The following is a 25,233-nucleotide window of genomic DNA, read 5'->3' on the forward strand; positions in this document are numbered from 1 at the left end:
CGGTACCCCGAGCGGACTGGAACGGAAGGCGCCATCGCGTGAACGCATCGCATCAGCCAGACCCGCGGGACCGGCCCGCGAGGCTCACCGTCGGAGTCGTGGGAGCCGGCCGCGTCGGCCCCGCGCTCGCCGCGGCGCTGGAGCTCGCCGGGCACCGCCCGGTGGCCGCCTCCGGGGTGTCCGACACCTCGGTGCGCCGGGCCGCCGTCATGCTGCCCGACGTCCCCCTCGTCCCGCCCGCCCAGGTCCTGGAGCGCGCCGACCTGGTGCTCCTGACCGTCCCCGACGACGCCCTGCCGGGCCTGGTCGAAGGCCTCGCCGAGACCGGCGCCATCCGCCCCGGCCAGCTCCTCGTCCACACCTCCGGGCGGTACGGCACCAAGGTCCTCGAACCCGCCCTGCGGGCCGGCGCCCTGCCGCTCGCGCTGCACCCCGCCATGACGTTCACCGGCACCCCCGTCGACGTCCAGCGGCTGGCCGGGTGCTCCTTCGGGGTGACCGCGCCCGAGGAGCTGCGGCTCGCCGCCGAGGCGCTGGTCATCGAGATGGGCGGCGAGCCCGAGTGGATCGCCGAGGAGAGTCGCCCGCTCTACCACGCGGCCCTCGCCCTCGGTGCGAACCACCTGGTCACGCTGGTCGCCGAGTCCATGGAGCTGCTGCGCGACGCGGGCGTCGAGGCCCCGGACCGCATGCTCGGCCCGCTGCTCGGCGCCGCCCTCGACAACGCCCTGCGGTCGGGCGACGCGGCGCTCACGGGCCCCGTCGCGCGCGGGGACGCGGGCACCGTCGCCGCCCACGTCGCCGAGCTGCGCAAGCACGCCCCGCAGACCGTCGCCGGCTACCTGGCGATGGCCCGTGCCACCGCCGACCGCGCCCTCGCGCACGGCCTGCTCAAGCCGGAGCTCGCCGAGGACCTCCTCGGCGTCCTCGCCCACGGGGCGGGCGGCACCGGCGCGGCCGAAGGAGGCACCCGATGACCACCGCACTCCTGCACACCGCCGCGTCGCTGCGCACGCGCGCGCGGGGCGGCCGCCGGGCCGTCGTCATGACCATGGGCGCCCTGCACGACGGACACGCCTCCCTGATCCGCGCCGCCCGCCGCATGGCCGGCACCGAGGGCGAGGTCGTCGTCACGGTCTTCGTGAACCCCCTTCAGTTCGGGGCAGGAGAGGACCTGGACCGCTACCCCCGCACCCTCGACGCCGACGTCAAGATCGCCGAACAGGCGGGCGCGGACGCCGTGTTCGCCCCCGCGGTCGACGAGGTCTATCCCGGCGGCGAGCCCCAGGTCCGCGTCGGCGCGGGCCCCATGGGCACCGTCCTCGAAGGCGCCACCCGCCCCGGCCACTTCGACGGGATGCTCACGGTCGTCGCCAAGCTGCTGCACCTCACCCGGCCGGACGCGGCGCTGTTCGGACAGAAGGACGCCCAGCAGCTCGCCCTGATCCGCCGCATGGTGCGCGACCTGAACTTCGACGTGGAGATCGTCGGCGTCCCCACCGTCCGCGAGGACGACGGCCTGGCCCTCTCCAGCCGCAACCGCTACCTCTCCCCGGACGAGCGGCGTACCGCCCTCGCCCTCTCCCAGGCCCTCTTCGCGGGCCGCGACCGGCATGCCGCGCAGGAGGCGCTGCGCGCGCGGGCCGCCAGCGCCCCCGCCACGCGCGCGCGTGCCGTCGCCCTCAGCGCGATCGGCGAGTCCCGCGCGGCGGCCGACGCGCACGCCGTGGCGCAGTCCGCGACGCCCTCCGCGACCGGTGGCCCGGCCGCCGTCGTCGCGGCGGCCAGGCTGGTCCTGGACGAGGCGGCCCGCCTGCGGCCCCCGCTGGAGCTGGACTACGTGGCGCTGGTGGACCCGGCCGACTTCACCCCGGTCCGCCCCGGACACACCGGGGACGCCGTCCTCGCCGTGGCCGCCAGGGTCGGCGCGACCCGGCTGATCGACAACATCCCGCTGACGTTCGGAGCCGCCGTATGAGCGTGATCGAGACGTCCCTCCAGCGCGATCGGAGTCGCCGTATGCGCGTGATCGGAGCCGCCGCATGAGTGCCACCGGAATACGGCTGCACGCCCCCGCCCCCGGCTGGTCCCTCGACGCCGACGTCGTGGTCGTCGGCTCCGGAGTGGCCGGCCTGACCGCCGCCCTGCGGGCCTCGGCCGCCGGACTGCGCACGGTCGTGGTCACCAAGGCCCGCCTGGACGCCGGTTCCACGCGCTGGGCCCAGGGCGGCGTCGCCGCGGCGATCGGCGAGGGCGACACCCCCGAACAGCACCTGGACGACACGCTGGTGGCGGGCGCCGGGGTGTGCGACGAGGCGGCCGTGCGCACCCTCGTCACCGAGGGTCCCGGCGCCGTGCGCCGCCTCATCGGGACCGGTGCCCTCTTCGACCGGGGACCCGAGGGCGAGATCCAGCTGGGCCGCGAGGGCGGCCACCACCGCAACCGCATCGTGCACGCGGGCGGCGACGCGACCGGCGCGGAGATCTCCCGCGCCCTGGTCGACGCCGTCCGCGCCGAAGGCATACCGACCGTCGAGAACGCCCTGGTCCTGGACCTGCTCACCGACGCCGAAGGACGTACCGCCGGAGTCTCCCTGCACGTCATGGGGGAGGGCCAGCACGACGGCGTGGGCGCCGTCCACGCCCCCGCGGTCGTCCTCGCCACCGGCGGCATGGGCCAGGTCTTCTCGGCGACCACCAACCCGTCCGTGTCCACGGGCGACGGCGTGGCGCTCGCCCTGCGCGCGGGCGCGGAGGTCTCCGACCTCGAATTCGTGCAGTTCCACCCCACGGTGCTCTTCCTCGGCGCGGACGCGGAGGGCCAGCAGCCGCTGGTCTCCGAGGCGGTCCGCGGCGAGGGCGCCCACCTCGTGGACGCCGACGGCGTGCGCTTCATGGTCGGGCAGCACGAACTCGCCGAGCTCGCGCCCCGCGACATCGTCGCCAAGGGCATCACGCGCCGCATGCTGGAGCAGGGCGCCGAGAACATGTACCTGGACGCCCGGCACTTCGGCGCCGACATGTGGGAGCGCCGCTTCCCGACGATCCTCGCCGCCTGCCGCGCCCACGGCATCGACCCGGTCACCGAGCCGATCCCGATCGCCCCGGCCGCGCACTACGCCTCCGGAGGCGTCCGCACCGACCTGTACGGCCGCACCACGGTCCCGGGCCTGTACGCCTGCGGGGAGGTCGCCTGCACCGGCGTGCACGGCGCCAACCGCCTCGCCTCCAACTCCCTGCTGGAAGGCCTCGTCTACGCCGAGCGCATCGCCGCCGACATCGTGGCACGGCACGCGGAGAACACCCTCCACGCGCGCGTGCCCGCGCCGGTCGCGCGGCCCCGGACGCCGACGCACCCCCTGCTGCCGCCCGAGGCGCGCTTCGCGATCCAGCGCGTGATGTCCGAGGGCGCCGGCGTCCTGCGCTCCGCGCAGTCGCTCTCCCAGGCGGCGGCCCGGCTGGCCCGCATCCACGCGGAGGCGGCGGGCGCGCTCGCGGACGAGGGCAAGACCGCCGAGCCCGGCGTCGACACCTGGGAGGCCACCAACCTCCTGTGCGTCGCCCGCGTCCTGGTGGCCGCCGCCCAGCGCCGCGAGGAGACCCGCGGCTGCCACTGGCGCGAGGACCACGCCGACCGCGACGACGCGGCCTGGCGGCGCCACATCGTCGTACGCCTGAATCCGGACCGGACCCTGGCGGCGCACACCACCGAGACCCCCGACTTCCCGCCGACGAGCAGCCCCCAGGAGAAGTGACCGTGAGCACCCCCGACGACCTCCCCCTCGCCCCGACCGGCGGCTGCGGCGACGCCTGCGGCTGTGGCGGGGACGACGCGTTCGACCCCATGGAGTGCGGTCTCGACCCCGCGCTCGCGCAGCTCCTGACGGAGTCGGGCCTCGACCCCGTGCAGATCGAGGACATCGCGCACATGGCCATCGAGGAGGACCTGGACGGGGGGGTGGACGTCACCACGGCCGCCACCATCCCCGAGGACGCCGTCGCCACCGCCGACTTCGCCGCCCGCGAGGCCGGCACGGTGGCGGGCCTGCGCGTCGCCGAGGCGATCATCTCCGTGGTCTGCGAGGACGAGTTCGAGGTCGAGCGGCACGTGGAGGACGGCGACCGCGTCGAGGCGGGCACCGTGCTCCTCAGCGTCACGACCCGCACCCGCGACCTGCTCACCGCCGAGCGCAGCGCGCTGAACGTGCTGTGCCGCCTCTCCGGCATCGCGACCGCCACGCGCGCGTGGGCGGACGCCCTGGAGGGCACGAGGACGAAGGTCCGCGACACCCGCAAGACGACGCCCGGCTACCGCGCCCTGGAGAAGTACGCGGTCCGCATGGGCGGCGGCGTCAACCACCGCATGTCCCTCTCCGACGCGGCCCTGGTCAAGGACAACCACGTGGTCGCCGCGGGGGGCGTGGCCCAGGCCTTCAAGGCCGTGCGCGAGAACTTCCCCGGACTGGCCATCGAGGTCGAGGTCGACACGCTCCACCAGCTGCGCGAGGTCGTCGACGCGGGCGCCGACCTGATCCTTCTGGACAACTTCACGCCGGGCGAGACCGAGGAGGCCGTCGCCCTCGTGGACGGCCGCGCGTTCCTGGAGTCCTCGGGCCGCCTCACCCTGGAGAACGCCCGCGCGTACGCCGAGACGGGCGTCGACTACCTCGCGGTGGGCGCCCTCACCCACTCGTCGCCGATCCTCGACATCGGCCTGGACCTGCGGGAAGCGGTGCGGGACTGATGCTGCTCACCATCGACGTAGGCAACACGCACACGGTCCTCGGCCTCTTCGACGGCGAGGACATCGTCGAGCACTGGCGCATCTCCACGGACGCCCGCCGCACGGCGGACGAACTGGCCGTGCTGCTCAACGGACTGATGGGCATGCACCCCCTGCTCGGCGAGGAGCTGGGCGACGGCATCGACGGCATCGCGATCTGCTCGACGGTCCCCTCGGTCCTGCACGAGCTGCGCGAGGTCACCCGCCGCTACTACGGGGACGTGCCCGCCGTCCTGGTCGAGCCCGGCATCAAGACCGGCGTCCCGATCCTCATGGACAACCCCAAGGAGGTCGGCGCCGACCGCATCATCAACGCGGTGGCGGCGGTCGAGCTGTACGGCGGCCCGGCGATCGTCGTCGACTTCGGTACGGCGACGACGTTCGACGCGGTGTCCGCGCGCGGGGAGTACGCGGGCGGTGTCATCGCCCCCGGCATCGAGATCTCCGTCGAGGCGCTCGGCGTGCGCGGCGCCCAGCTCCGCAAGATCGAGCTGGCCCGTCCGCGCAGCGTCATCGGCAAGAACACCGTGGAGGCCATGCAGGCGGGCATCCTGTACGGCTTCGCGGGCCAGGTCGACGGTGTCGTGAACCGTATGGCGCGTGAGCTGGCGGGCGCGGGCGGTGACCCGGACGACGTGACGGTGATCGCCACGGGGGGTCTCGCTCCCATGGTGCTCGGTGAGGCGTCGGTCATCGACGAGCACGAACCGTGGCTGACGCTGATCGGTCTCCGGCTCGTCTACGAACGGAACGTCTCCCGCGGCTGACCGGTTGCCGCCGGGGCGGGGTGCGCAACCCTCCGTTCTCTGCAAGAGTCTCGGCAGGGACGGGACTTGAGTGGGTGTTGGGCGGGCTGGGGCGAATGAGGCGTAGGGGTCGGGGTCGGCTGGCGGTTGTCGCGGCGGCGCTGGTGGGTGTGTGGTGCGGGCCCTTGGACACGGCACGCGCGTCGTCGCCCGCCGTGGCCGGGGCCGGGGCGGGGGCGGGGGTTCTGCCGTGGCTCGCGGTGGCGGCGGTGGCCGCGCTGGGGATAGGGGCGGTTACGTACGCGCTGGCGCGTCGCCGCCCGGACTAGCCGTCGGGCGCCTTTCCCCTGCCGGGGCCGGCGCCACCTTCCTCGCCCCTCGGCACCGGGGCCCTGCCTCCCCGCACCGTGGCTGCCGCCACCTTGCCCTCCCTCGGCACGGTCCGGCTGCGCCGGGCTGGAGCCACGGTCATCGCTGCCCGGCACCGGGGTTCTTCCCCGCCTGCGCCGGGGTGGGTGCCTCCTTTATCGCCACCCGGCACGGTTCGGCTGCGCCGGGGCTGGAGCCACACTTGTCGCCACCCGGCACCGGGGGCTGTGCCCACCCGTTCCGCCTTGCGGAACGCCTGCCCACAGCGGGGACGGCCACGTGCCCACCGCGCCACCGCACACAGCAGGGAGTACCGACGGCCGGTTGCCGCCCACCGCGGGGACCAGCGGCCCGCCCCCACCGGCCGGCAGGCGCAGACGCTCCCGAGGGGACGTGGGGGTATGTGCGAACGGAGCACCGAGCACACCCTGGCGTCTTTGGACTTGAGGCGCGGCGCAGGGATGGCGAGTACGCACATACCCCCGCGGCCCCGCCCCACAGACGAACCCAAGGCGCACCAGCCCAAGGCGCCCCGCCAGACGCCCGCGGCCCCGCCCCACAGTCGAAGCGACCGCGCCCCGCCCAAGGCGCCCCGCCAGACGCCCGCGACCCCGCCCCCGAGACGAACCCAAGGCGCCCCGCCAGAGCCCGCGACACATATTGGCGTTAAGCCGATTTTGTGCCGTTGGCGCGTATCGTCGGGTCATGCCCACGCCCTACGGATCCCGAGGCGGGATGGCCTTCAGTGCGGAGGAGCTGCGTGTGCTCCGCCGCGCCCTGGCGCTCGCCCTGCACCCCACCCCCGCCCGTGACGAGGACGTCCAGGACTGTCTCCGGCTCGCCGAGTCCGTCGACGAGGCGGCGCGCGAGGGCGCCCGGCTCCGCGCGTTCCTGCTGGCCGACCTCGCCCGCTACCGCGCCGCCCTCCCCGGCACGGCGTCCGGCTACCTCGTCCTCCTCGACGACGCGCTCGCCGCAGGACACCAGCCGGGCCCCGACGACCTCGCCGCCCTGCGCGCCCTGCGCGGCAACCCCGTCGCCGCCGCCCTGCTCGACCGCTGCCGCACCCTCGCCGAGCAGGCGGTCCGCGCCCGCCTCGCGGGCCGCGCCGTCCCGGCGGCCCCGCTGCCCGTCCCCGCCTCGCGCCGCGCCCGCCTGCTCGCCCTCCCCGGCGGCCTCGACGCGACAGGGGACCCGTCCCGCCCGGTCCCCACCCCGGCCGAGGTCTTCCCCCCGAAGCGCCGCCCGGCGCCCACCGCGCCGACCCCGCCCACCCCTGCGCCCTCGCCCCCGCCTCCGCCGGGCCCCTCGCACACGCTCGTCGCGGGCTAGCTACTCTGGGGGCATGGACTACGTCTCCGCGCTCCTGCCCCCCGTAGTGATGGCCGTGTTCTTCACCGGGCTCATCGTGACGATCGTGAAGACCCAGGGCGGCGCCAACAAGGCCAAGGAGGACGCGGCCGTCGACGCCGCGATCTCCCGCGCCGAAGCCGTCCAGCAGGGTCCGAAGGCCGGCAGCGCCTGACAGCAGGGTCGGCCCACCCCGGCAGGCCCACCAGCCCGGCGCCCCCCGCGCCCCCGGCGTACGACTCGCATGCCTTTCGAGTCGTACGCCCTTTTTGTTGCAGAAATTAGGGGTACGCCACGTCCCTCACGCATCACGCCAATAGTGACGTCTCCCACTATTGTTCTGCTGTGCCTCGTCCATTGGGAGAACTCGAAGACTCAGTCATGACGCGGGTGTGGAAGTGGAACCGCCCCGTGACCGTTCGAGAAGTCCTGGAAGACCTACAGCAGGAACGGTCCATCGCGTACACGACCGTCATGACCGTTTTGGACAATCTCCATCAGAAGGGCTGGGTGCGCCGCGAAGCGGAGGGGCGTGCCTATCGATATGAGGCGGTCTCCACTCGCGCCGCCTACGCCGCCGCACTGATGAACGAAGCCTGGTCCCGCAGCGACAACCCGGCCGCCGCTCTCGTCGCCTTCTTCGGCATGATGTCGCCGGAACAGCGGGAAGCCCTGAGCGACGCGATGCGTATCGTCCAAGGGCCGGAGAACCCCGCCTCGGCGGAGCGCGAGGCAGAGCGATAGCGTCCGCTCATGGCACCCGAGGTCCCCGAACTCAGCGAACTCAGCGCAAAAGCGGTCTCCGTCCGCAGGGCGCGAACGTCCGATGTGCCGGCGGTCCGCCGCCTGCTCGACTCGTACGTCGGCGAGCGGATCCTCCTGGACAAAGCGACGGTCACGCTTTACGAGGACATCCAGGAGTTCTGGGTGGCGGAACGCGACGACAACGCCGAGTTGGTCGGCTGCGGCGCTCTGCATGTGATGTGGGAAGACCTCGCGGAAGTGCGCACGCTCGCGGTGAACCCGGAGGTCAAGGGCGCCGGTGTCGGGCACCAGCTGTTGGACAAGTTGCTCCAGACCGCTCGGTGGCTCGGTGTCCGGAAGGTTTTCTGTCTCACCTTCGAAGTCCACTTCTTCGCGAAGCACGGCTTCGTGGAGATCGGTGAGACTCCCGTGGACGGAGATGTCTACACCGAGCTCCTGCGTTCCTATGACGAGGGCGTCGCGGAGTTCCTCGGCCTCGAACGAGTGAAACCGAACACCTTGGGCAACAGCCGGATGCTTCTGCATCTGTGATCGCCGCCGTGGTATTCACGACTGCCTCCTGCCCCGGTGGCCTATGTCCGAAACGCGCATGTTTCCAGGCTTCTAGGGGTGCCAGGTCTCTCCTAGGGGTTTGTGTTTTTCCAGCAAAAGCGGTTTGCTTTCCGACGTACTGCAGTACTGCATATAACAGGGGCCGGTGAATCGGCGGCACACGTCGTGCGGGCAGGCCTCGAAGTTATCGATGAAAGGAAATCCGGTGGCACAGAAGGTTCAGGTCCTTCTTGTCGACGACCTCGACGGCGGCGAGGCGGACGAGACCGTGACGTTTGCGCTGGACGGCAAGTCCTACGAGATCGACCTCACCACGGCCAACGCGGACAAGCTCCGTGGGGCCCTTGAGGACTTCGTCAAGGCCGGTCGGCGTACCGGGGGCCGTGGTTCGAGCGGTCGTGGCAAGGCACGTGCGGCCGCGGCCGGCGGCGGTCAGGACACCGCCGCGATCCGCGCCTGGGCAAAGGAGAACGGATTCGAGGTCAACGACCGCGGGCGCGTTCCCGCGTCCATCCGTGAGGCCTACGAAAAGGCCAACGGCTGACGGCTGCGACGCCGCAGCCGGACCCGGTGGCACTGCGTTGCCGCCGTGTCCACAAGTCGTACGAGATCGGAGCCCACGGCGGGGTCGCTGTGGGGCGCGGTCCCGCCCACCCCCACACCGGGCAGGGACGGCAGCGCCGGCAGCGTCGGCTCCACCTCGCACCCGGGCTCCGGGGGTCGCAGCCAGACGGCGGCCCCCAGTGAGCCGGACCAGCCGGGCGGTGTGGGCGCGTCCATACGCCCGCCCAGCCCGATCGCGGTCAGACCGAGGGGAATGCCCCTCCACTCCAGCCAGTCGAGCAGCCCCGGCAGCTCGTCCGCGCTTCCCGCGCCCACCAGGAGCCGCATCGTTTCCCCGCGCAGTGCCACCGGAGCCTTCGGCCCGAGATGACGCAGCGCCGCGAACCCCGCCTCCGCGGGCAGCTCCAGGACATCGAAGCGCAGCCCCGTCAGCAGGCGCACCGGACCGGGCTCCGGCGCGGTCGCCCAGCCGAGCGCGTTCTCGTACCACTGCCGCACCGGGTCGCCGTGCTCGACCGGTACGCGGGGGTGGGGAACCGTGGGGGCCATGTCCGAGCAACAGCCCTGAGGGCACCGGGGTTACGCATTGTCGTGAAGCGAATGCGTTCCGTGTCCGGAAAGGGGGCGTAAGGGCGTGTTCGGCCGCGCAAGAGTGTTCGCCCGTAGCGGAGGGAACCGGGGCGCGCCGCATGGAGTGTCAGTCCTTACGGGTAAGACATCCCTAGTGGGAAGGGGCGACACGCAGGCTTCGACGTCTCACGTTCGCCATCGGCGTAGTGATGGTAGGGGTAACTGCCTGGCCTGCGGGAACATCGTCTCGCACCATCGGGTTGGAGCAGTTGTCGGCGTTCGGGGTCAGGAGATCCTCCGAGATGGGGTCCGGGTGTCGGCAGTTGGAATGAGCGGTCCCCGCTTGCGGGACTAAGCTGCGGAAGGACAGGGAGGGGACCGACCCCTTACTGCCTGACCGCTCTGAGGAGCGATTAACGATGTTCGAGAGGTTCACCGACCGCGCGCGGCGGGTTGTCGTCCTGGCTCAGGAAGAAGCCCGGATGCTCAACCACAACTACATCGGCACCGAGCACATCCTCCTGGGCTTGATCCACGAGGGCGAGGGTGTCGCCGCTAAGGCCCTGGAGAGCCTCGGGATTTCGCTCGAGGCGGTCCGCCAGCAGGTGGAGGAGATCATCGGTCAGGGCCAGCAGGCCCCGTCCGGCCACATCCCCTTCACCCCCCGTGCCAAGAAGGTCCTGGAGCTGTCGCTCCGCGAGGCCCTTCAGCTGGGCCACAACTACATCGGCACGGAGCACATCCTGCTCGGCCTGATCCGCGAGGGCGAGGGCGTCGCCGCCCAGGTCCTGGTCAAGCTGGGCGCCGATCTCAACCGGGTGCGGCAGCAGGTCATCCAGCTGCTCTCCGGTTACCAGGGCAAGGAGACCGCCACCGCCGGCGGTCCTGCCGAGGGCACGCCCTCCACGTCCCTGGTGCTCGACCAGTTCGGCCGGAACCTCACCCAGGCCGCTCGTGAGTCCAAGCTCGACCCGGTCATCGGGCGCGAGAAGGAGATCGAGCGGGTCATGCAGGTGCTGTCCCGCCGTACGAAGAACAACCCGGTCCTCATCGGTGAGCCCGGCGTCGGCAAGACCGCCGTCGTCGAGGGCCTCGCCCAGGCCATCGTCAAGGGCGAGGTGCCCGAGACCCTCAAGGACAAGCACCTCTACACCCTCGACCTCGGTGCCCTGGTCGCCGGTTCCCGCTACCGCGGTGACTTCGAGGAGCGCCTGAAGAAGGTCCTCAAGGAGATCCGCACCCGCGGCGACATCATCCTGTTCATCGACGAGCTCCACACCCTGGTGGGTGCGGGCGCCGCCGAGGGCGCGATCGACGCCGCGAGCATCCTCAAGCCGATGCTGGCCCGCGGTGAGCTGCAGACCATCGGTGCCACCACGCTCGACGAGTACCGCAAGCACCTGGAGAAGGACGCGGCCCTCGAGCGCCGCTTCCAGCCGATCCAGGTCGCGGAGCCGTCGCTGCCGCACACCATCGAGATCCTCAAGGGTCTCCGTGACCGGTACGAGGCCCACCACCGCGTCTCGATCACGGACGAGGCCCTCGTCCAGGCCGCGACGCTGGCCGACCGGTACATCTCGGACCGCTTCCTGCCGGACAAGGCGATCGACCTGATCGACGAGGCCGGTTCCCGGATGCGCATCCGCCGGATGACCGCGCCGCCGGACCTCCGCGAGTTCGACGAGAAGATCGCGGGCGTGCGTCGCGACAAGGAGTCGGCCATCGACTCCCAGGACTTCGAGAAGGCGGCCTCTCTCCGCGACAAGGAGAAGCAGCTGCTCGCGGCGAAGGCCAAGCGCGAGAAGGAGTGGAAGGCCGGCGACATGGACGTCGTCGCCGAGGTCGACGGCGAGCTGATCGCCGAGGTCCTCGCGACCGCCACCGGCATCCCGGTCTTCAAGCTGACCGAGGAGGAGTCCTCGCGTCTGCTGCGCATGGAGGACGAGCTCCACAAGCGCGTCATCGGCCAGAAGGACGCCGTCAAGGCGCTCTCGAAGGCGATCCGGCGTACGCGTGCGGGTCTGAAGGACCCGAAGCGTCCCGGCGGCTCGTTCATCTTCGCGGGCCCGTCCGGTGTCGGTAAGACCGAGCTGTCCAAGGCGCTCGCCGAATTCCTCTTCGGCGACGAGGACGCGCTGATCTCCCTCGACATGTCGGAGTTCAGCGAGAAGCACACGGTCTCGCGTCTCTTCGGTTCCCCGCCCGGATACGTGGGTTACGAAGAGGGCGGCCAGCTGACCGAGAAGGTCCGCCGCAAGCCGTTCTCCGTCGTCCTTTTCGACGAGGTCGAGAAGGCCCACCCGGACATCTTCAACTCGCTCCTGCAGATCCTGGAGGACGGTCGCCTGACCGACTCCCAGGGCCGGGTCGTCGACTTCAAGAACACGGTCATCATCATGACGACCAACCTCGGCACCCGTGACATCTCGAAGGGCTTCAACCTCGGCTTCGCGGCCCAGGGCGACACGAAGTCCAACTACGAGCGGATGAAGAACAAGGTCAGCGACGAGCTGAAGCAGCACTTCCGCCCGGAGTTCCTGAACCGCGTGGACGACGTCGTCGTCTTCCCGCAGCTCAGCCAGGACGACATCCTCCAGATCGTCGACCTGATGATCTCCAAGGTGGACGAGCGCCTGAAGGACCGGGACATGGGCATCGAGCTCTCCCAGCCCGCCAAGGAGCTGCTCGCGAAGAAGGGCTACGACCCGGTGCTCGGCGCGCGTCCGCTGCGGCGCACGATCCAGCGCGAGGTCGAGGACACCCTCTCCGAGAAGATCCTCTTCGGCGAGCTGCGCCCCGGCCACATCGTGGTCGTCGACGTGGAGGGCGAGGGCGACACCGCCACGTTCACCTTCCGCGGCGAGGAGAAGGCGGCGCTGCCGGACGTGCCGCCGATCGAGTCGGCCGCCGGCGGCGGTCCGAACCTGAGCAAGGAGGCGTGACGCTCGCACCGAGCCGACCGCTTGAAGGGGCTGCCCCGGACCGTTTCGCACGGTTCCGGGGCAGCCCCTTTTTTTCGCCTGTCCGCCTTTGTCCGATGAATATGCCGGTGATCCGGTCGTCCGCCGTGAATGCGCGTTCCGGGCATGCCGGTGCCATGAATACGAGGGCGGAATGCGGGATCAGGCCGTGATCGTGATGCCCTCGGGGACATTCCGCAGCCGTGGCAGGCGCGGATTGACGCGCAGGACGCGCAGGGCGGGGAGCCGGTCCAGCCACGACATGTCCGTGTCGGGCAGTTCGGCGTTGACCCACAGATGCGTGAGCCGGTCGTGGACCAGGCCCGCCAGCAGCTCCTCGGTGCGCATGACGCCCGCCACCTGGATCATGGGGCGCCCGCCGAGGCCGCGCAGCGCCGCGAGCTCGGCCGCGTCGGAGACGGGGAAGTACAGGCCGTCGGGGGCGAGGTGGGCGATGATCTCGCGCGCATAGCGCTCGGTGTCGAAGTGGCGCCAGGGGCGGGCCAGCTCGGTGCGGATCGCCAGGGACGTACGGGAGCGCAGCCGGGCGAGGTAGTCGATGGCCGCGTCGTCCTGGACGCGGGTCGCGGTGATGGCGAGGAGCAGCGCCTGCTGGTCGCCCGGGACGTGCTCGGGGTCCGGCAGCTGTTCCAGGACGATGGGGCCGACCCAGCCGAGGCTGCGGGCGCCCTGCTCGGTGGTGGGGCGTACGAGGTTCTTGGTGCGCCGGTGGACGAGCGCCTGGACGGCGGGGTCCAGTTCGCTGACGTGTTCCAGGCAGGCGGCGGCCATGAGCCTGCGGTGGTTGACGTGCGGGCGGCGCAGTCCGGGCGCGGCGGACAGCAGGTGCTCCAGGAATCGCGCGCACTCCTCGGGGCGGGCGTGGGCCGCGGACATGCGGATGACCTCCTCCCACTCCGGCTGGTGGGCGTGGTCGACGAGGGTGTGCAGATCCCCGCGGGCCACGATCTCCTTCGCGGCCAGGTAGTCCTGGAAGGTGCGGTGGATGAAGTCGACGGAGACGCCCGCCTGTTCGCGCAGCAGCCCGGTGCGGTGCAGGAGGTGGCGGAAGATCTTCTCGCCGTCGCCCGCCGCGCGGGCCGAGGGGATGGCGGGCAGCGCGCCGTCCAGGACGCCGACGACGCGGTGGCGGGGCAGCTCCGAGAGGCCCTCCGCCAGCATGGCGTGGGCGAGTTTGCGCAGGAGCAGTTCGCGGGCGCCGCGCTGCAGGCGCACGTCGTCCGCGTACAGCACGTCGCGTTCGGGGTCGCGGCGTTGCAGGAGCATCTCCAGGGCGGCGTCGTAGAGCTCCTTGCGGCCCTGCGGCAGGGAACCGGCGCGGTCGCGGTTGAGGGCGCAGATCAGCCCGCACATCAGCGGGTTGGTGGCGAGCTGGCGCAGCTCGCGGTAGAGGCGTACGGAGTGCAGCAGGCGCTGCTCGTACTCCTTGAGGGCGTCGGCGTCCTGTCCCGCGTCGCCCCGCGCCGCGGAGTGCCAGTCGCGGATGAAGCGGGTGACCTGGTCGCGGGACATCGGCGCGAGGGACAGCTCGGTGAAGCCCTCCTCGGCGAGGCGCTCCTGGGTGAGCCAGCCGTCCTCCACCGCGGAGGGGCGTGAGGTGACCAGGCAGGCGGTGCCGGAGAAGATCCGCAGCAGGCGCCTGAGCTGGTCGCGCAGGGCGCCGCGGGTCTCCTCGGGGGCCTCGTCGATGCCGTCGACCAGGAGCAGGGCGCGACCCGCGAGCAGCGTGCGCACGACCCAGCCCTCGGGCGCCCGGTCCGCGAGCGGGTGGCGCACGGCGTGCAGGAAGTCGTCCGGGGCGGGGAAGCCCTCGCGGGCGAAGCGCCGCACGGGCAGGACGAAGGGGACGCGGGTGCCCTCGCGGGCGGCGCCCACGGCGAGCCACTGCACCAGGGTCGTCTTGCCCGACCCGGCGACACCGCGCAGCAGGACCCGCTCGTGGCCCTCCAGAGCCCGGTCGGCGAGGAGCACCGTGCGCTGCGGCGCGCCCACCGCCGGGCCGCCGCCGTTCTCCTCGGCCTGGAGGCTGAGGTAGGTGTCCTCCAGGGGCCAGCGGTCGGGCGCGTGGGCGAAGTCGACGCCGACGATGGTCAGCCAGCCGTGCTGGCGCACGACCTCCCGGGCGTACGCGGCCTCGAAGTCGGCGTCCTCCTGGGAGGGTTCGGCCCGGCGGGTCGCGGCGGCCGCCTCGGCGTCGTTGAGGTCGACGAGCTGGCGGATGCGGCTGGCGCGCTCGGGCAGATGGCGCTGGATGTGCGGGGAGCGGCGCACGAGGTGGTGCAGGACGTGCAGGCAGACGGCGACGAGCAGTTCGTCGTGGAACCAGGCGGCCTCGGGGCTCAGGCCGCGGTCCGCGCCCTGGACGGCGCCGCGCAGCCGCCGGGCGTAGTCCTGCGGGCCAAGGCGCACGGCGTCGGCGTCGGTCAGGTCGAGTTCGCCGATCGCGAGCAGGGTGCGGGTCAGCACGTCGGCGACCGCGGGGAGTTCGGCGGTGGGGGTGGTGTGGGTCTCGGCGGCCAGCTGGAGGAACTCGGCGGCCGTGCGGTGGACCTCGTCCGGGTCGGCCGGGGCGTCGGCGCCGCGCCAGGTGGTGAGCGGCGCGACGAGCTCGGGGGCCGGGGGCGGGCGGTCCGGGGTGCGGAAGAGCCGCCGCACGAGCGGTGCGGAGGCAGCGGAGTGGGTGCGTACGACCGGCTCCACGGGCCTCAGCCCCGCCGGGCGCGCTGGGTGATGAGCGTGCTCCACGCGGGCACCTGGCCGGCCACGGCGGGCGGCACCTCGGTCGGCACGAAGACGCTCTTGAGGTGCGGGAACGCCGACAGCCAGGCGAGGCCCTCGACGGGGTGGGGCGCCTCCAGCCACAGGTGCACGAGCCGTTCGCGCACGACGAGGTCCGTGAGGTCCTCGACGCGGTAGGCGCCCTGGACCCGGATGTCCGCCCAGCCGCCGATGGCGCGCAGCGCCCGCAGGTCGTCGGCGCCGCGCACGTCGACGGTGTGCTGCCGCGGCAGGTGGGCGAGGATGTCGCGGGCGTAGGGGTCGCGCTCGAAGTGCTGCCAGGCCTCGGTGAGGGTCGCCTGGACCACGGCGCTGGTGTGCTTGCGGAAGCGGGTCAGGAAGTGCAGCGCGGCCTCCGAGCCGACCTGGGCGGCGGTCCAGGCCACGCGGTCCGCCATCTGGTCGTCGAGCCCCTTGGGCCCCGGCAGCAGCGAGAGCACCAGGTCGCCGCCCGCGCGGGCGAGTTCGCTGGCCTCGGGGAGCGAGTCGGGCGGGATGAGCGAGCTCACCCCCTCCTGGACGACCCGGCGCACGGCCGGGTCCACCTCGGCGGCGTACGGCAGCCCGGCCGCCGCCAGGAGCTTGCTGCGGGAGGTGTTCTGGCCGACCAGGCGGCGCAGCATCTGCTCGGCCTCCTTGGGGCGGGCGTGGGCGACGGCGAGCAGGATGACGTCCTCCCACTGGTCCTTGTCGGCGTTGTTGAGCAGCAGGTCGAAGTCGAGCTCCTGCACGGCGAGCCGGGAGCCCAGGTAGTCCTGGAAGGTGCGGTGCAGGAAGTCGACGCGGCCGTCGCCCGGTTCGCGCAGCAGGCCCGAGCGCAGCAGCAGCGAGGTGTAGACCTCATCGCCGGTCGCGTCGAGGTTCACCGAGGGGACGGCCTGCCCGAGGATGTGCAGCGCGTCCGCACGGTCCATCTCCAGGCGGCTGTTGCGGATCAGCCACCAGGCGAGCTTCTGGAGGAGCTGCACCTGGATCGCGTACGGGACGCGCACGCCGTCGGGGTGCTCCAGCTCCCTCTCCCGGTCGCGCCGTTCGAGCAGCATCGTCAGGGCCGCCTCGTACAGCGACTTGCGGTCCTGCGGCAGGAAGCCGCGGCGGTCGCGGTGCAGGGCGCAGAGCATGCCGCACATCAGCGGGTTGGTGGCCAGGCGGTTCAGCTCGCTGGTGCCGCGTACGGCCTGCAGCAGGGCCGTGCCGGTGGCCTCGTCGGCGCCGGCGGCGCGGTGCCAGCGACGGACGAACGTGGCCACGCCGTCGCGGGACATCTGCGACAGGGTGAGCTCGCTGAAGCCCGCCGTGTCGAGCCACTTCTCCGGGACGGCGGACGGGCGGGAGGTGACGAGCCAGAGGTTGCCGGGGAAGGTCCGGGTCAGCTCGCGCAGCCAGCGCCGCGCGGACTCGCGGCGGTCGGCGGCGATCTCGTCGATCCCGTCGACGAGCAGGACGCCCCGCTGGGCGCGCAGCACCCGCTCCACCCAGCCGCGCGGCTGCTCGCCGCCGACGGGGCAGCCGACGGCCTTCAGGAAGTCGCCGGGCACCGGGAGCTCGGCGCCGGGGCGCACGATCCGCCGCATCGGCAGCACGAAGGGCACGCGTCCGATGAGGTGGGTGAGGCCGTGTTCGTACGTCCGGTCGACCGTCGTCACGGCCAGCCACTGGACGAGGGTGGTCTTGCCGGATCCGGCGACGCCGCGCAGCAGCACCTGGTCGTGCTGGGCCAGGACGCGCTCGGCGGGGAGGTGGCTGCCGGCGCGGGGACCGTCGGGGCCGCCGCGTCCGGCGCGGTCGCGGGTGGCCTCCAGGCTGAGATACGCGGTGTCCAGCGGCCATTCGCCGGTCCCGGTGTCCAGGCCGTAGATGGTCAGCGTGCCGTGCCGCTCGGCGATGTGCTCGGCGTACCGGGTCTCGAAGGCGGCGTCCTCGGCGGACTGCGACGGCAGGCGTTCGACGAGGACGTCGACGGCCTGGACGAGCCGGGCGAGCTGCTGGCTCTGGGCGGTCTGGCGGCGGGCGACGTAGGTGGAGCGCTGGGTGAAGAAGTTCAGGATGTGCAGGGACGCGGTGACCAGCAGCCGTTCGTAGAAGAGCTCGGCGTCGTGGCCGAGGGCGAAGGAGGCCACGGAGGTGCGGGACCTCAGCTCGGCGGCGAACGCCTCGGGGCCGAGGGCCACGGCCTCGTAGTCCTCGATCGTGAGGGTGCCGAGGGCCGCCAGCGAGCGGGCGAGGGCGTCGCGCACGGCGACCTCCTCGGTGGCCGCCACGGGCCGTTCGCCGGGCCCCGCGGCCCGCAGCGCCCGCCGCACGATCTCGTCGGCGATCTTCTCGACGTCCTTGGGCGTGACGCTCCGCTTCTCCCGCCCGAACGACACCAGACCGGAGATCCGCACCGGCTCGGTCACCAGGCCCGCGCCGGGCAGGTCCTTCACGAAGAGTTTCTTCACGAGCGGTGTGACCACGCTGGACGCGATGCGTATTCCTGCGGCTCCGGGGTCGACCATGTGTCGAGGGTAGGTCAACTGGGACTGTGGTGAGGGGAGTTGTTCCGGCTCATCCGGAGGCGGGCCGGGCCCGGTGGGCGCCGCCGCGGCCGGGCGGGGGTGTCCGGAATCAGCCCCTGGTGCCCGGGGCCGGGGTAGCGGGCGTCACATCCGGGGCGGGGTGGATCTTGCCTCCCGGTGACATGGCGCACAGGCGTTTTGTCCGGTACTACGCGGAATAGTGGATGCGTCATGATCCGCTTCCGGGACCTTGGTCCCGCAACCTGCGGGACCTTCGCCGCGTCGCACGACGGCGGGCGGGGGCCCGTCGTGCGCGGGCGGCGGCGGGGTGCGTGACGTGCGGGCAAACCTCCTGCCCGGAAAAAGTTCCGTTACCGGGTCGCGGGGTAATTGTCCGGATTTGGTGGTGTCAAGGGGGCGAAATCATGGCCCATGACTACGACTTTGGGTAGTAGAAGGGCGTTTTGGGCGCGGGCCGGGGTGGGGGTTACCAAGGGATGGCCGACCCGGCGACGCGTGGCCCCTCGGACGAGACATCCGACGGTCGCCCGCCAGCCGGGTCCCTTCTTGCCCCTGGGCCGGCACCGAAGCCGGTCCTTGCCCCTGGACCGGCGCCCGAAGCCGGTCCTTGCCCCTGGACCGGCGCCCGAAGCCGGTCCTGCCCGTGGAGCCGGTCCGCAGCCGGCTCCCGCCCCTGAGCCGGCCCCGGCCGGTTCTCGCCCCCTGAGTGGCGCCGCAGCCGGCGCCGCAGTCGTACACCCGGAGGACAGCACCCATGTCGAAGCGCACCAAGTCCCACCATCCCCGCCCGTCGACGCTCCGTACGCGAGCGGCCGTCGTCGCCGCGGGCATCGGAGCGTCGGCGGTTCTCGGGGCCGGGGTCTCGGTCGCTGCGGACGGCGCCACGAGCGGTTCGCTGCCCGGCGTCGCCGTGAACTCCCTCCAGGCGCAGGCCGCCGCCCAGGCCAAGGCCGCCGAGAAGGCGCAGCAGGCCCAGGCGAAGCAGGCCGCCGACGCCCGGCGGGCCGCGGCCGCGAAGGCCGCCGCCTGGGTCCACCCGGTCACCCACTACACGCTCTCTGCGAGCTTCGGCCTCGGCGGCAACATGTGGGCCCACAAGCACTCCGGCCAGGACTTCGCCGTGCCGGTCGGCACCCAGGTCGAGGCCGCGCACACCGGCACCGTCGTCAAGGCGGGACCGAACGGCGCCGGTGACGGTCCCGCGTACGGCAACGCCGTCGTGATCAAGCACGCCGACGGCACCTACTCGCAGTACGCGCACCTCTCGCAGGTCGACGTCCGCGTGGGCCAGGCCGTCACCACCGGCCAGCGCATCGCCCTCTCGGGCAACACCGGCAACTCCAGCGGCCCGCACCTGCACTTCGAGATCCGGACGACCCCGAACTACGGCTCGGCCGTCGACCCGGTCGCCTTCCTCCGCTCGGAGGGCGTGCGCGTCTGATCCAGCGCGCCCCGCGCCCCGCGGCGCGCCTACGCGCCCGTGTGCGCCCGCGTCACCAGATCGATGGCGACCTCCAGGATGGCCTCGCGCTTCTCCTCGGGGTCGCCTTCGACGTCCTTGAGCACGAACATCCCGCCGTGCATCGTGAACAGGGCGCTGAAGCAGCGCACCTGGTCGGTCATCGGCGCGTCCGGGTCCTTGAGGATCTCGTAGAGGCCGAGCATGCGGTCCTTGAAGCTCTCACCCGTCTTCAGGTCGCGCATCGTGGCCTGGTTCTCCTGCATGAAGCGGAACAGCGGGGCCGCGCCGACCAGGAGCTCGCTGTAGCGGCGCAGGGTCTGCTGCTTGGTCTCCAGCGAGACGGGCCGCGGCTGCTCGTGCCCCCAGGCGATCAGCTCGTCGATGGGCCTGGTGAGGTCGTCGAAGATGCTGGTGAGAATGTCTTCCTTGGTCTTGAAGTGGTAGTACAGCGCCGCCTTCGTGACCTCCAGGCGCTCCGCGATCTCGCGCAGCGACGTCTTCTCGTACCCCTGCTCGGCGAAGAGTTCGAGGGCCACGTCCTGGATGCGCTGGCGGGTGTTCCCGCGGCGTCCCTGCTTGCCCGTGTCCGTGCCCATCGGGTCTCCTCGCCTCCATTTAACTTACTTGACGCCCGGCTAGTTAGGGGTCTACCTTCCCACAGTGTAGTCAACTAGCCGGGCGGCAAGTAAGTGGTCCGGAATCGTTCCGGGTATGCGGGGAGCAGGGAAGATGGCAGAGAAGACCACGGCGAACGCCGTGCCGAGTCCGGTGCCGGACGGCGCGGGGGCCGGCACCACGAAGGCCGAGCCGCAGCCGCGCAGCGTGCGCGTCGTGCTGATGGCCCTCATGATCGCGATGCTGCTCGCGATGCTCGACAACATGATCGTGAGCCCCGCGATGCCGACGATCGTCGGCGACCTCGGCGGCATGGCGCACCTGTCGTGGGTCGTGACCGGGTACACCCTGGCCACCGCCGCCTCCACCCCCATCTGGGGCAAGCTCGGCGACATGTACGGGCGCAAGGGCGCCTTCCTCGCCTCCATAGTCATCTTCCTCGTCGGCTCCGCGCTCAGCGGCATGGCGCAGGACATGACCCAGCTCATCGGCTTCCGTGCGGTCCAGGGACTCGGCGCGGGCGGCCTGATGGTCGGCGTCATGGCGATCATCGGTGACCTGGTGCCGCCGCGGGACCGCGGCAAGTACATGGGCATGATGACCGGCGTCATGGCGGTCGCGATGATCGGCGGACCGCTGGTCGGCGGCACCATCACCGACCACCTCGGCTGGCGCTGGGCCTTCTACATCAACCTGCCGCTCGGCGTCGTCGCCCTCGCCATGGTGACCGCCGTCCTGCACCTGCCCAAGAAGAAGGCGCAGGGGCGCATCGACTACCTCGGCGCGGCCCTGCTCACCGTCGGCATCAGCGCGCTCGTGCTCGTCACCACCTGGGGCGGCACCGAGTACGCCTGGGGCTCGGCCGTGATCATGGAGCTCATCGCGATCGGCGTCGTCGCGCTCATCGGCTTCCTCCTCGTCCAGAAGAAGGCCGCCGAGCCGATCATGCCGCTGCACATCTTCCGCAGCCGCAACTTCTCGCTGATGTCCGTGATCGGCTTCATCACCGGCTTCGTGATGTTCGGCGCGATGCTCTTCCTGCCGCTCTACCAGCAGTCGGTGCAGGGGGCCTCCGCGACCAACTCCGGTCTGCTGCTGCTCCCGATGCTCCTGTCGATGATGGCCGTCTCCATGGTCGCGGGCCGGATCACCACCTCCACCGGCAAGTACAAGGTCTTCCCGATCGCCGGCACCATCCTGATGATCGTCGGCTTCCTGCTCCTGTCGACGATGGACACCGACACCACGCGCTTCACCTCCGGCCTCTACATGGCCGTGCTCGGCGCCGGCATGGGCTTCCTGATGCAGATCACCATGCTCGTCGCGCAGAACAGCGTCGAGATGAAGGACATGGGCGTCGCCTCCTCCTCGGCCACGCTCTTCCGCACCCTCGGCTCCTCCTTCGGCGTCGCGATCATGGGCGCGCTCTTCAACCGCCGCGTCCAGGACGTGATGGCCGAGCGCGCCGGTGAGCTGGGCGGCAAGGTCACCGAGCAGTCCGCGCAGCTGGACGCGGAGAGCCTCAAGCAGCTGCCGGCGGCCATCCGGGACGCCTACCAGCACGCGGTGTCGTCCGGCACGCACTCCGCCTTCCTGCTGGGCGCGGCCATCGGCGTCGCGGCCCTGCTCGCCGCCTTCTTCGTGAAGGAGATCCCGCTGCGCGGCTCGGGCCCCGCGGACAAGAAGCCCGCCGGGGACGCGGACGGGGACTCCGCGAAGGCGGTCGCGGACCAGCACGTCGCAGAGGTCGTCTGATCCCGCCGCCCCCTCCCCGGCGCACGGCGACGGCCCTCGGTGCACACCGCACCGGGGGCCGTTGTCAGTGCCGCGTGCCAGCATCGGAGGCGTGGAGAGACTGCGGCTGCTGCGCCGCGCCAAGGACGTCATGGACCGCGACTGGGCCGATCCGGACCTCGACCTGGACGCGATCGCCGCCCACGCGGGCTACTCCCGCCATCACTTCCTGCGCGCCTTCAAGGAGGTGTACGGCGAGACGCCCGGCCGCTATCTGTCGCGCCGCCGCATCGAGCGCGCCGAGGACATGCTGCGCTCGCCCGGCCCGTCGGTCACGGAGATCTGCATGCGGGTCGGCTTCAGCAGCGTCGGCACCTTCTCGTCGACGTTCAAGCGGCAGACGGGCCTGACCCCCAGCGAGTACCGCACGCGGCACGTGGGCCGCGGCGCCGCGCTCATCCCCGGGTGTTACGCGATGCTGTGGGCCGGCGGTTTTCCGGCCCGGGGGAGCAGGGGCGACGGCGGGTCGCCAAAGGCGCCGGAGAAGTCCCGCACTTCTGAAGAAGCGGGCTGAGGCCGGTCCTGCCTACGGTGAATCGGCGGGCGGCGAGCAGGCCGCCCCGCACCCCGCACCCCGCACACCGACCGGGCGGAAGCCGCCCGGTATCCCTCCCGCCCCTCTCCCACTTGGAGCACGCCATGATCAAGGGACTCGCCATCTCCACCGTCTGGGTCCTCGACCAGGAACGGGCCAAGGAGTTCTACACGGAGAAGCTGGGCCTGGAGGTCCGCACCGACATGACCCTGGGCGACGGCGGCATGCGCTGGCTCACGGTCGGCGCGAAGGACCAGCCCGACGTCGAGCTCACCCTGATGGTGCCGGGCGCGCCCGCCATGGACGCCGAGTCCGCCGAGGCCGTCAAGAAGCTGGTCGCCAAGGGCATGCTCGGCGCGGGCGTCCTGGTCACCGACGACGTCCACGGGGACTACGAGAAGCTCAAGGCGCGCGGCGTCGAGTTCGTCCAGGAGCCGCAGGAGCGCCCCTACGGCACCGAGGCGCTGTTCCGCGACGACTCGGGGAACTGGTTCTCGTTCACGCAGCGCCGCGAGGGCGGGCTCGACCTGGACAAGGACTGGAGCTGCTAGCGGCCCGCGGACGGGCGGCGCCCCTCACACGGCGCCCCTCACACGGCGCCCCTCACACGGCGCCCCTCACACGGCGCCCCTCACACGGCGCCCCTCACACGGCGCCCCTCACACGGTGTCCGGCAGCTGCAGGATCGGATAGCTGCCCGTGTTCGTCGGCGCGTGCTCCGGCAGCCACAGCACGGCGACCGCGCCCTCGGCGGGCTCGTCGGGCGCCGCCCCCGCCGGGCGTACGTTGCGGAAGGTGAGCCGCGCGCCGAGCACCCGCGCCTGGCCCGCGGCGATCGTCAGACCGAGGCCGTGCCCGTGCCCCGCCCGGTCGGCGCTGCCCGTGCGGAACCGGCTGGGTCCCTCGTCCAGGAGCGCCTCGGGGAAGCCCGGCCCGTGGTCGCGCACCCGGACCACCCGGCCCTCGACGCTGACCTCGATGGGCGGCTTGCCGTGCTTGACGGCGTTGGCGACCAGATTGCCGAGGATCCGCTCCAGGCGGCGCGGGTCGGTGGTGACCTCCGACTCGTGCACCACCGTCACCGTCACGTCCGCGCTCAGCGTCGCCATCCGCCGCGTGACGAACTCGCCCAGCGTGATGTCCTGCAACTCGGCCCGCTCGGCGGCGGAGTCGAGGCGGGCCACTTCCAGGACGTCCTCGACGAGCGTACGCATGGCTTGCGCGCGGTCCTTGACCAGCTCGCTCGGCCGGCCCGGCGGCAGCAGCTCGGCTGCCGTGAGCAGCCCGGTCACCGGCGTGCGCAGCTCGTGCGCGATGTCGGCGGTCACCCGGCGCTCGGCCTCAAGACGCTGCTTGAGCGCGTCCGCCATGGCGTCCACGGCGCTCGCCACGTCGTCGGTCTCGTCCTTCACGACACCGCCGATCGCCTGGCGCACGCTCACGTCCGTCTGGCCCTGGGCGACCTCGCTCGCCGCCGTCGCCGCCTTGCGCAGCCGCCGCGACAGCTGACCGCCGATCAGCACGCCCAGCGCGCAGCCGCCGAAGACGACCGCGATCGAGCCGATCACCAAGGCCTGGTCGAGGTCCTTCATGACGGTGGCGCTGCGGTCGGTGAAGCGGGAGTGCAGCGACAGGACGTGCCCGTCGGCGAGCGGCACGGCCGCCCAGATGTCGGGCACGCCGTCCGGCTTCTCCTCGACGAAGGTGGCGCGGCGGCCCTTGAGCACCTTCTGCCGCAGTTCCTGGGGCAGCTCGGGGTCGTCGACCTTCGTGCCGAACTGGAGGGTCTGCCGCTGGCCGGGGGAGGAGTAGAGGCGCAGCGCGAACTGGATGCGCTCGTCCTGCACGTCGCGCGCGTTGTCGAGCATCGAGACCCGCGCGGCGTTGTGCACGACCAGGCTCAGCGCGACCGCGACCAGCGCCCCGACCAGCGCGATCGCCGCGGCGATCTTCCAGCGCACGCCGGTGCGCAGGCGGGTGCGGAACAGTTCGCGGACGCGCCCGCCCAGCTCACGGACGTGTGCGGCCAGCTCGCGGCCGCGCTCGGCCGCGCTCTTGCCCCCGTTCATATGAGCCGTCCCCCGCGTCCCCTGAAGCGCCGCGGTCGCGGCACGCCGTTCGTCACCTGTTCCGTCACGCCTTGAGCTTGTAGCCGAAGCCGCGGACCGTCTCGATGCGGTCCTGTCCCACCTTCGTGCGCAGCCGCTGCACGTGGACGTCGACGACACGGGTGTCGCCGCCCCAGCCGTAGTCCCACACCCGCTCCAGGAGCTTGTCGCGGGACAGGACCGTGCCCGGCGCGGAGGAGAACTCCAGGAGCAGGCGCATCTCGGTCGGCGTCAGCGCCACGGGCGCGCCGCCCCGGTGGACCTCCATGCCGACCGTGTCGATCTCCAGGTCGCCGAAGTTCAGCACGCCGCCGTCCGCCGCGGAGCCCTCCTCCGGGCCGCCGGAGGCCGAGCCGGGGCCGCTGGCGTGCCCGAAGCGGCGCAGGACCGCGCGGATGCGGGCGACCAGGACGGCACCGTCGAACGGCTTGGTCACGTAGTCGTCGGCGCCGGCCTCCAGGCCCAGCACCACGTCGATGGAGTCGGCACGCGCCGACAGCATGATCACCGGAACGGTCGACTCCTCGCGGATCCGGCGGCACAGCGAGACGCCGTCCATGCCCGGCACCATCACGTCGAGCAGCGCGATGTCCGGCTGGTTCGCGCGGAACGCCTCCAGGCCCGCGAGTCCGTCGGGCATGGCGGTCACCGCGAAGCCGTCGCGCTCCAGGGCGAGCTGGGTGGCCTCGCGGATGACGTCGTCGTCCTCGACGAACAGGACGTGGGTCTGCTCTGCCATCGG

The 25,233-nt window shown here is 72.2% G+C and carries 21 protein-coding genes; 15 read left to right on the forward strand and 6 right to left on the reverse strand.

Translation table 11 applies throughout. The features are described from left to right. The first annotated feature begins 38 nt into the window (after nt 1-38). The 10 genes from AB0L89_RS27990 (at nt 39) to AB0L89_RS28035 (ending at nt 9,109) form a co-directional block, all read left to right on the forward strand. On the forward strand, nt 39-977 hold the full coding sequence (locus tag AB0L89_RS27990; RefSeq protein WP_365146431.1) for a DUF2520 domain-containing protein: 939 nt from the start codon (nt 39-41) through the stop codon (nt 975-977). Next, complete coding sequence (gene panC, locus AB0L89_RS27995) at nt 974-1,978, forward strand: pantoate--beta-alanine ligase (protein WP_365146434.1); 1,005 nt, start codon at nt 974-976, stop codon at nt 1,976-1,978. The genes AB0L89_RS27990 and panC overlap by 4 nt, the downstream gene beginning before the upstream one ends. Nucleotides 1,979-2,042: 64 nt before the next feature. Further along, on the forward strand, nt 2,043-3,755 hold the full coding sequence (locus AB0L89_RS28000) for an L-aspartate oxidase (RefSeq protein WP_365146436.1): 1,713 nt from the start codon (nt 2,043-2,045) through the stop codon (nt 3,753-3,755). Between the two features lie 2 nt (nt 3,756-3,757). Further along, complete coding sequence (gene nadC, locus AB0L89_RS28005; RefSeq protein ID WP_365146439.1) at nt 3,758-4,744, forward strand: carboxylating nicotinate-nucleotide diphosphorylase; 987 nt, start codon at nt 3,758-3,760, stop codon at nt 4,742-4,744. Then, nucleotides 4,744-5,550, forward strand: coding sequence for a type III pantothenate kinase (locus tag AB0L89_RS28010; RefSeq protein WP_365146442.1), 807 nt, complete (start codon nt 4,744-4,746; stop codon nt 5,548-5,550). The genes nadC and AB0L89_RS28010 overlap by 1 nt, the downstream gene beginning before the upstream one ends. A 1,083-nt stretch (nt 5,551-6,633) precedes the next feature. Then, nucleotides 6,634-7,230 carry a hypothetical protein gene (locus AB0L89_RS28015; RefSeq protein ID WP_365146586.1) on the forward strand — a complete coding sequence of 199 codons (597 nt, stop codon included), beginning with the start codon at nt 6,634-6,636 and terminating at the stop codon, nt 7,228-7,230. A gap of 13 nt (nt 7,231-7,243) precedes the next feature. Then, on the forward strand, nt 7,244-7,423 hold the full coding sequence (locus tag AB0L89_RS28020) for a hypothetical protein (protein ID WP_365146445.1): 180 nt from the start codon (nt 7,244-7,246) through the stop codon (nt 7,421-7,423). Between the two features lie 182 nt (nt 7,424-7,605). Next, entirely contained in the window at nt 7,606-7,992 is a 387-nt protein-coding gene (locus AB0L89_RS28025; protein WP_365146447.1) for a BlaI/MecI/CopY family transcriptional regulator, read from the forward strand. 9 nt (nt 7,993-8,001) lie between these two features. Next, the gene (locus AB0L89_RS28030; RefSeq protein ID WP_365146450.1) at nt 8,002-8,544 is read left to right on the forward strand and encodes an amino-acid N-acetyltransferase; all 543 of its coding nucleotides are present in this window, start codon (nt 8,002-8,004) and stop codon (nt 8,542-8,544) included. Between the two features lie 226 nt (nt 8,545-8,770). Then, nucleotides 8,771-9,109 carry an Lsr2 family protein gene (locus tag AB0L89_RS28035; protein WP_365146453.1) on the forward strand — a complete coding sequence of 113 codons (339 nt, stop codon included), beginning with the start codon at nt 8,771-8,773 and terminating at the stop codon, nt 9,107-9,109. On the opposite strand, the gene AB0L89_RS28040 is transcribed toward AB0L89_RS28035, so the two are convergent. After that, the gene (locus AB0L89_RS28040; RefSeq protein ID WP_365146456.1) at nt 9,088-9,678 is read right to left on the reverse strand and encodes an SCO3374 family protein; all 591 of its coding nucleotides are present in this window, start codon (nt 9,676-9,678) and stop codon (nt 9,088-9,090) included. The genes AB0L89_RS28035 and AB0L89_RS28040 overlap by 22 nt on opposite strands. Nucleotides 9,679-10,118: 440 nt before the next feature. Here AB0L89_RS28040 and AB0L89_RS28045 point away from each other — a divergent pair, with 440 nt between their 5' ends. Continuing rightward, the gene (locus tag AB0L89_RS28045; RefSeq protein ID WP_365146459.1) at nt 10,119-12,641 is read left to right on the forward strand and encodes an ATP-dependent Clp protease ATP-binding subunit; all 2,523 of its coding nucleotides are present in this window, start codon (nt 10,119-10,121) and stop codon (nt 12,639-12,641) included. Nucleotides 12,642-12,821: 180 nt separating this feature from the next. Here the strand turns inward: AB0L89_RS28045 and AB0L89_RS28050 are convergent, their stop codons facing one another. Together AB0L89_RS28050 and AB0L89_RS28055 are read right to left on the reverse strand one after the other, a co-directional pair. After that, the gene (locus tag AB0L89_RS28050) at nt 12,822-15,380 is read right to left on the reverse strand and encodes an NACHT domain-containing protein (protein WP_365146462.1); all 2,559 of its coding nucleotides are present in this window, start codon (nt 15,378-15,380) and stop codon (nt 12,822-12,824) included. A gap of 5 nt (nt 15,381-15,385) precedes the next feature. Further along, nucleotides 15,386-17,956: an NACHT domain-containing protein gene (locus tag AB0L89_RS28055; protein WP_365146465.1), complete on the reverse strand. Its 2,571-nt coding sequence runs from the start codon at nt 17,954-17,956 to the stop codon at nt 15,386-15,388. 775 nt (nt 17,957-18,731) lie between these two features. Between AB0L89_RS28055 and AB0L89_RS28060 the strand changes: the two genes are divergently transcribed. Beyond that, on the forward strand, nt 18,732-19,418 hold the full coding sequence (locus AB0L89_RS28060) for a M23 family metallopeptidase (RefSeq protein WP_365146467.1): 687 nt from the start codon (nt 18,732-18,734) through the stop codon (nt 19,416-19,418). A 29-nt stretch (nt 19,419-19,447) separates the two neighbouring features. Here the strand turns inward: AB0L89_RS28060 and AB0L89_RS28065 are convergent, their stop codons facing one another. Beyond that, on the reverse strand, nt 19,448-20,035 hold the full coding sequence (locus AB0L89_RS28065; RefSeq protein WP_365146470.1) for a TetR/AcrR family transcriptional regulator: 588 nt from the start codon (nt 20,033-20,035) through the stop codon (nt 19,448-19,450). A 133-nt stretch (nt 20,036-20,168) separates the two neighbouring features. Between AB0L89_RS28065 and AB0L89_RS28070 the strand changes: the two genes are divergently transcribed. The 3 genes from AB0L89_RS28070 (at nt 20,169) to AB0L89_RS28080 (ending at nt 22,934) form a co-directional block, all read left to right on the forward strand. Next, nucleotides 20,169-21,809 (forward strand): MDR family MFS transporter, encoded by a 1,641-nt coding sequence (locus tag AB0L89_RS28070; protein WP_365146473.1) that lies wholly within the window; start codon nt 20,169-20,171, stop codon nt 21,807-21,809. 130 nt (nt 21,810-21,939) lie between these two features. Beyond that, nucleotides 21,940-22,362: a helix-turn-helix transcriptional regulator gene (locus AB0L89_RS28075; protein ID WP_365146589.1), complete on the forward strand. Its 423-nt coding sequence runs from the start codon at nt 21,940-21,942 to the stop codon at nt 22,360-22,362. Between the two features lie 125 nt (nt 22,363-22,487). Next, complete coding sequence (locus AB0L89_RS28080; protein WP_365146476.1) at nt 22,488-22,934, forward strand: VOC family protein; 447 nt, start codon at nt 22,488-22,490, stop codon at nt 22,932-22,934. A 108-nt stretch (nt 22,935-23,042) separates the two neighbouring features. Here the strand turns inward: AB0L89_RS28080 and cseC are convergent, their stop codons facing one another. Both cseC and cseB read right to left on the reverse strand, forming a co-directional pair. Further along, on the reverse strand, nt 23,043-24,452 hold the full coding sequence (gene cseC, locus AB0L89_RS28085; protein WP_365146479.1) for a two-component system sensor histidine kinase CseC: 1,410 nt from the start codon (nt 24,450-24,452) through the stop codon (nt 23,043-23,045). 64 nt (nt 24,453-24,516) lie between these two features. Continuing rightward, nucleotides 24,517-25,230, reverse strand: a complete 714-nt coding sequence (gene cseB / locus AB0L89_RS28090; protein ID WP_365146482.1) for a two-component system response regulator CseB — start codon at nt 25,228-25,230, stop codon at nt 24,517-24,519. Nucleotides 25,231-25,233 lie beyond the last annotated feature (3 nt).

The sequence above is a fragment of the Streptomyces sp. NPDC052114 genome (genome assembly GCF_040680155.1).
Lineage (GTDB): Bacteria > Actinomycetota > Actinomycetes > Streptomycetales > Streptomycetaceae > Streptomyces.

Coding starts and splice junctions, on each gene's coding strand:
- panC (WP_365146434.1), top strand. CDS start 974: ATGACCACCGCACTCCTGCACACCGCCGCGTCGCTGCGCACGCGCGCG.
- AB0L89_RS28000 (WP_365146436.1), top strand. CDS start 2,043: ATGAGTGCCACCGGAATACGGCTGCACGCCCCCGCCCCCGGCTGGTCC.
- AB0L89_RS28010 (WP_365146442.1), top strand. CDS start 4,744: ATGCTGCTCACCATCGACGTAGGCAACACGCACACGGTCCTCGGCCTC.
- AB0L89_RS28015 (WP_365146586.1), top strand. CDS start 6,634: ATGGCCTTCAGTGCGGAGGAGCTGCGTGTGCTCCGCCGCGCCCTGGCG.
- AB0L89_RS28020 (WP_365146445.1), top strand. CDS start 7,244: ATGGACTACGTCTCCGCGCTCCTGCCCCCCGTAGTGATGGCCGTGTTC.
- AB0L89_RS28030 (WP_365146450.1), top strand. CDS start 8,002: ATGGCACCCGAGGTCCCCGAACTCAGCGAACTCAGCGCAAAAGCGGTC.
- AB0L89_RS28040 (WP_365146456.1), bottom strand. CDS start 9,678: ATGGCCCCCACGGTTCCCCACCCCCGCGTACCGGTCGAGCACGGCGAC.
- AB0L89_RS28045 (WP_365146459.1), top strand. CDS start 10,119: ATGTTCGAGAGGTTCACCGACCGCGCGCGGCGGGTTGTCGTCCTGGCT.
- AB0L89_RS28055 (WP_365146465.1), bottom strand. CDS start 17,956: ATGGTCGACCCCGGAGCCGCAGGAATACGCATCGCGTCCAGCGTGGTC.
- AB0L89_RS28060 (WP_365146467.1), top strand. CDS start 18,732: ATGTCGAAGCGCACCAAGTCCCACCATCCCCGCCCGTCGACGCTCCGT.
- AB0L89_RS28065 (WP_365146470.1), bottom strand. CDS start 20,035: ATGGGCACGGACACGGGCAAGCAGGGACGCCGCGGGAACACCCGCCAG.
- AB0L89_RS28070 (WP_365146473.1), top strand. CDS start 20,169: ATGGCAGAGAAGACCACGGCGAACGCCGTGCCGAGTCCGGTGCCGGAC.
- AB0L89_RS28075 (WP_365146589.1), top strand. CDS start 21,940: ATGGACCGCGACTGGGCCGATCCGGACCTCGACCTGGACGCGATCGCC.
- AB0L89_RS28080 (WP_365146476.1), top strand. CDS start 22,488: ATGATCAAGGGACTCGCCATCTCCACCGTCTGGGTCCTCGACCAGGAA.
- cseC (WP_365146479.1), bottom strand. CDS start 24,452: ATGAACGGGGGCAAGAGCGCGGCCGAGCGCGGCCGCGAGCTGGCCGCA.
- cseB (WP_365146482.1), bottom strand. CDS start 25,230: ATGGCAGAGCAGACCCACGTCCTGTTCGTCGAGGACGACGACGTCATC.